Origin of the sequence: Bradyrhizobium sp. (genome assembly GCF_016462955.1) — a bacterium.
Classification (GTDB): Bacteria; Pseudomonadota; Alphaproteobacteria; order Rhizobiales; family Xanthobacteraceae; genus Bradyrhizobium.
Genome location: NZ_JAEMSD010000135.1, coordinates 9,920 through 14,711 on the forward strand (window position 1 = coordinate 9,920; position 4,792 = coordinate 14,711).

General features: G+C 59.2%; 2 protein-coding genes and 1 pseudogene. 1 reads left to right on the plus strand and 2 read right to left on the minus strand.

Annotated features, from left to right (window positions below; translation table 11 throughout):
- Positions 1 to 878, minus strand: a pseudogene (gene gmd / locus JHD07_RS16095) (GDP-mannose 4,6-dehydratase); the annotation flags it as partial.
- A 354-nt stretch (positions 879 to 1,232) separates the two neighbouring features.
- Between gmd and JHD07_RS16100 the strand changes: the two are divergent.
- On the plus strand, positions 1,233 to 1,922 hold the full coding sequence (locus JHD07_RS16100; RefSeq protein WP_291623863.1) for a metallophosphoesterase family protein: 690 nt from the start codon (positions 1,233 to 1,235) through the stop codon (positions 1,920 to 1,922).
- A 113-nt stretch (positions 1,923 to 2,035) separates the two neighbouring features.
- Here the strand turns inward: JHD07_RS16100 and JHD07_RS16105 are convergent, their stop codons facing one another.
- On the minus strand, positions 2,036 to 4,765 hold the full coding sequence (locus JHD07_RS16105) for a tetratricopeptide repeat protein (RefSeq protein WP_291623865.1): 2,730 nt from the start codon (positions 4,763 to 4,765) through the stop codon (positions 2,036 to 2,038).
- Positions 4,766 to 4,792 lie beyond the last annotated feature (27 nt).

The following is a 4,792-nucleotide window of genomic DNA, read 5'->3' on the forward strand; positions in this document are numbered from 1 at the left end:
TTTTTGTCGATGCCGATCTCGTCGACTCCCTTCCCCTGCCATTCGATCCGGCGGTCCACTGCTGCAAAGGAAGCGGCGACGAATTCGCGGACGGAATGCATTTCGCCGGTTGCAAGAACGAAGTCGTCAGGTCGATCCGCCTGCAGAATGAGGTGCATGCCCTCGACGTAGTCCTTCGCGTGTCCCCAGTCGCGCTGTGCGTCGAGGTTTCCGAGATAAAGCGTATCCTCCAAGCCGACCTCGATTCTCGCGACGGCGCGAGTGATCTTGCGCGTTACGAACGTTTCTCCGCGAAGCGGGCTTTCGTGATTGAACAGGATCCCATTGCTGGCGAACATGCCGTACGCTTCACGGTAGTTCACAGTAATCCAATAGCCGTAAAGCTTGGCGACGCCGTAGGGGGAACGCGGATAAAACGGAGTCGTCTCCTTCTGAGGGATTTCCTGCACAAGTCCAAACAACTCGGAAGTGGACGCTTGGTAGAAGCGCGTTTCCTTCTCCATCCCGAGGATGCGAATGGCCTCAAGGATACGAAGGACTCCGACCGCGTCCGCGTTGGCAGTGTATTCCGGGCTCTCGAAACTCACCCCGACATGGCTCTGAGCCGCGAGATTATAGATCTCCGTCGGCCGGATCTGCTGCATGAGACGGATCAGGTTCGTCGAATCCGTCATGTCCCCATAGTGCATGAGGAAGGGCACGTCTTCGTCGTGGGGATCCCGATACAGATGGTCGACCCTCGCCGTATTGAACGATGACGAGCGCCGCTTCACGCCATGAACCGCATAGCCGAGTCCCAGGAGATACTCGGCCAGATAGGCGCCGTCTTGTCCCGTAACTCCGGTGATCAGCGCAACACGTTTGGAAGCCGTATGCATGTTCAATACACATCCAATAGAGAAATTGGTCTTGGAGGGTGGTCACGACAAAAGGTCGACCCTCTCCTCTTACTTCATCTCAAAGCGACATTGAAATAGATTGGAATAGTCCCCTTCGCGGCGGTCGAACTGTCGATCGGTTGGGTTAATCTCGCCGCTCAGCTGATCAAATATGCCCCAGCTGCCCAAAAATTAACAATCGGCTTGGAATCTGAGTTCCACGGCGCACTAGGCCTATGACCCCACGAGCGGATGCTATACGGGTGACGGGGCGGGCCGAATGGAGCTGCCGTCCAGCGCCTCGTTCTTTGTGCTCCAGCCGAAGCGGCGTTTTGATCACGATACGGTGCAGCAGTGGCTGGTGTTGAACTTACATATGCGATCCCGGATATCCACGGCTGCGCAGACCTGCTCAAACTGGCCGTGGATCGGATCATGGACCATTCGAGGGGTCGGCAAGCAAGAATCGTCACATTGGGCGACTACGTCGACCGCGGTCCACGGAGCGCAGAAGTCCTTGAGCTCATCATGAACTGGCCGGATCGCCATCCCCGGCTGATTGTCCTGAAAGGCAATCACGAGGTGATGATGCTGGCGGCTTGCCTCGGTCAAGCAAAACACCAATGGTGGATGCAGAACGGCGGCGCGCAGACGCTTGCTTCGTATGGTCTCGACCCGGCAAACCCTGCCGACCTGAGACGATTGCCTACGGCTCACTTGCAGTTCATCGCGCAACTGCCTCGGATCCATGTGGATCAGCAGCGAATCTTCGTGCACGCCGGAGTGGACCCCGATCAACCCCTGGAAGCGCAGTCCGAGCGCACTCTTCTGTGGAAGCGCTACCAGCCCCAGTTCGAGCAGGGGCATGGCCAACGTCACGTTGTGCACGGACATGACGCGAACCCTTCCGGCCCTCTTCTGACCGCTGGCCGGACCAATCTCGACTGCATGGCTTGGAAAACCGGACGTCTGGCCATCGGTATTTTCGATGACGCGCGGCCCGGTGGCCCCCGCGAGATTCTGGAGATCGAGACCTCCCGGTAGGTGGCCCCTCACTGCGCGCAGGCCTCTTGCAGGCATGCGAGAGGGTTGGGGCAAGCCGCTTGCCTTGGGAGCCGAACGAAGCTAGCGGCTGAACATGCGCCGCGAAGACCGCGCTATTGTGACGGGTCCGTACAATCGACAAGCCCGGATTTTGCAGACTCTGCGAATTGTGCCCCGACATTGAGAGCAATGGAGCGCTCGAGAGCAGATTTGCATTGCGGCCGGTCTTTGAGCTCGTGGTAGCTCTTCCCAAGGAAATAGTACGCGGTTGCGTCCTCAGGGCGCTTGCTGACGACCTCCTTCAAGAGTTCGATCGCGCGCGGATAGTTTTCGGCCCTAAATTGAAGAATGCCAACCGCCCGTCCGATCTCGGGATCGCTCGGATAGCTCTGCCTCGCTTTCGAGGCTACTTCCAAAGCTTTCGGATTGTTACCCGTTTTGCCGGCATACAGCAGTGTGAGTTCTCGCGCAGCAGGTGCGAACTCCGGGTACATTGCAAGCAGCTTCTCGTATCCCTGGATGGCGCCGTCGGTGTCCGCCCTTTTCGAGGCGAGCTCGCTCATTCGCTTGAGTGCGACGGGATCGTCCGGATAGTCCTTCAGGAAAGCCTTGATCCGAGCTTCATCCGGCGCGGCGCCGCCGCCTTCCATGGACAGGAAATCGATACGGCGCTGGCTCTCTGATCGAAACGGCGTATCGACTGGGGATTGCGCTACTCTTGCGAAAGCAGCTGCGGCGGCGCTCTCGTCGCCGGTAGCGTAGGCAGCCATTCCATAATGAAACTGGATATCCGGATCGTTCTGGTTCTTCGACGCGCTGTCACGCAGCAGCGATAACGCCTCGCGGTATTGGTGCTTCTTGTACAGGATCCAACCCAACGTGTCGCTGACCCGGGAGTCGCTCGGAGCTGCATCCTGGGCCTTCTTGGCCAGGTCCGATGCCTTCTCGATGTCGCCCTGGTTGGAGTAAATGACAGCCAGGTTATTCAGCGCCATCGCATTGTTGGGTGCCACCGCCAGCGCAGCCTCATAAGCCTCTCGCGCGGCCTGGATATTCTTCTGCTGCTCCTGGAGAGTGGCCAGGAGAATGAGCGGAGCCACGGTCTTCTTTCGGGTCGTGATCTCCGTGAGCTTCTTGATCGCCATCTCAGGCTTCTTCGCAGCGATATATGTTCGCCCGAGCAGCAGTTGGGCGAGTTCCAGATCGGGATCTATCTCGAGCGCTTTGCCCAGGTCCTGCTCGGCACCGTCATAGTCGCCCTTGTCAAGCTTCACCTTGCCGGACAAGCCCCACCACTGGGCCTCTGCGGGATGCTTGTCGAGTTGCTGCTTTACGCGCGCCAGCGCCGCATCGAAATTCCTGGATTGTACGTCGAGGTTGACCAGCGCTTCCGTTGCAGGCCCGAAATCGGGCGAGACCAACAAGCTCTTCTCGAAGCTTTGCCGCGCCTCTGCTGCTTGTCCCTTGGCGACATAGATCGCACCCATCGCTTGATGCGGAAGCGGATTTCTCGGAAACAGTCCGGCCATCCGCTGGTACACCTCGAGCGCACTGTCGGTGTTTTGCTGCGACAGATAGGCAGCAGCGAGCAGGTTATATGCCTCCGGGCCCGGTTGCCGGGCGATCACGGGGGTGAGGAGATCGACGGCAGACGCTCCGCTGCCCTTGCGAATCTTCAGATCGGCGAGAAGAAGAGCTGCCTGATCAAAGGTAGGTGCAAGCTGAAGGGAGGATGTGAGCAGGCCCTCGGCGCTGTCAACGTACTTGCGCGCATTGACCACGTCGACGGTGCGCGCGACCATCAGATACGCGCGCGCGAGGCTATACAAGAGTTGAGGGCTCTGGCCGCTGAGCTTGAGCGCCTGGTCGAATGATCGTATCGCGGCAGTAGGATCGTTCTTTTCGAGGCTGATGTTTCCGCTGATCAACAATGCATCGAAATTGATGGGATCCTGCGACAGCACGTTCTGAACCCGGCTGACGCACGCCTCATCCTGCTTGGCAGAGCATGCCAACTTCATCAGTATCACGCGGGGCGGCAGATAAGACGGAGATTTTTCGTTCAGTTTCTGCAGGACGTCGCGCGCACGATCCTGATTGTTGGTGGCAATCAGGAAGTCAGCATAACGGATCGTGGCAGCATATCGCGGCGGCTCGAGTTCCGCCGCCGCGCGGTATGCGGTCTCGGCGGCGGTCAAATCCTTTCGCTTCCAGTTGAGCGTGGCCATGGCCGTCAGCGCGCCGGAAGATTTCGGATCAAGGCGGAGCGCTTCCTGAAATTGCTGTTCGGCCGCTGGGTCGTTGCCTTGGCGGGCCTCAAGCACTCCGCGTGCCACGTGGTAGCCCGCTTGATCGCCGTTCTTCTTCGTCAACTCGTCCAGAATGCCCCGGATGTCGCTGATGGCATTGCTGGTGTCGCCGCTATCGGCAAGCAGAATCGCTGCGTCCTCCTGCTTGGGCGATAGCTCGAGCACCTTGGTCGCGACCTCCCGGGCGGCCTTGTACTCCCGGGTCAGGAGATGCGCGAGGCCGAGCTTCGTTTGAATTTCTGCGTCGTCCGGCTTCAGTTCGGCAGCCTGCTTCAGGAACGGAATTGCAACCGGCCATTGGCCTTGCTCGCTGTAGAGCAGAGCCAATCCACGGATGGCTTCCGGTTGGGACGGGCTCTGCCGCAAGGCTGCCCTCAAGTTCTTTTCCGCCACGTCGAACTGGTTGTTAATGCGGGCATTTTCGCCCGCTGTAAGCAGGTCCTTTAGGGCGTCGGCCTTGGACTCCGGGCGGCCACAGGCCGCCACGAGGAGCGGCACCAGGAGGGCCATTAACAGGGTGGGAGCGCGCCGCATTGGGGAACCCTCAAAAGTGACCGCCTG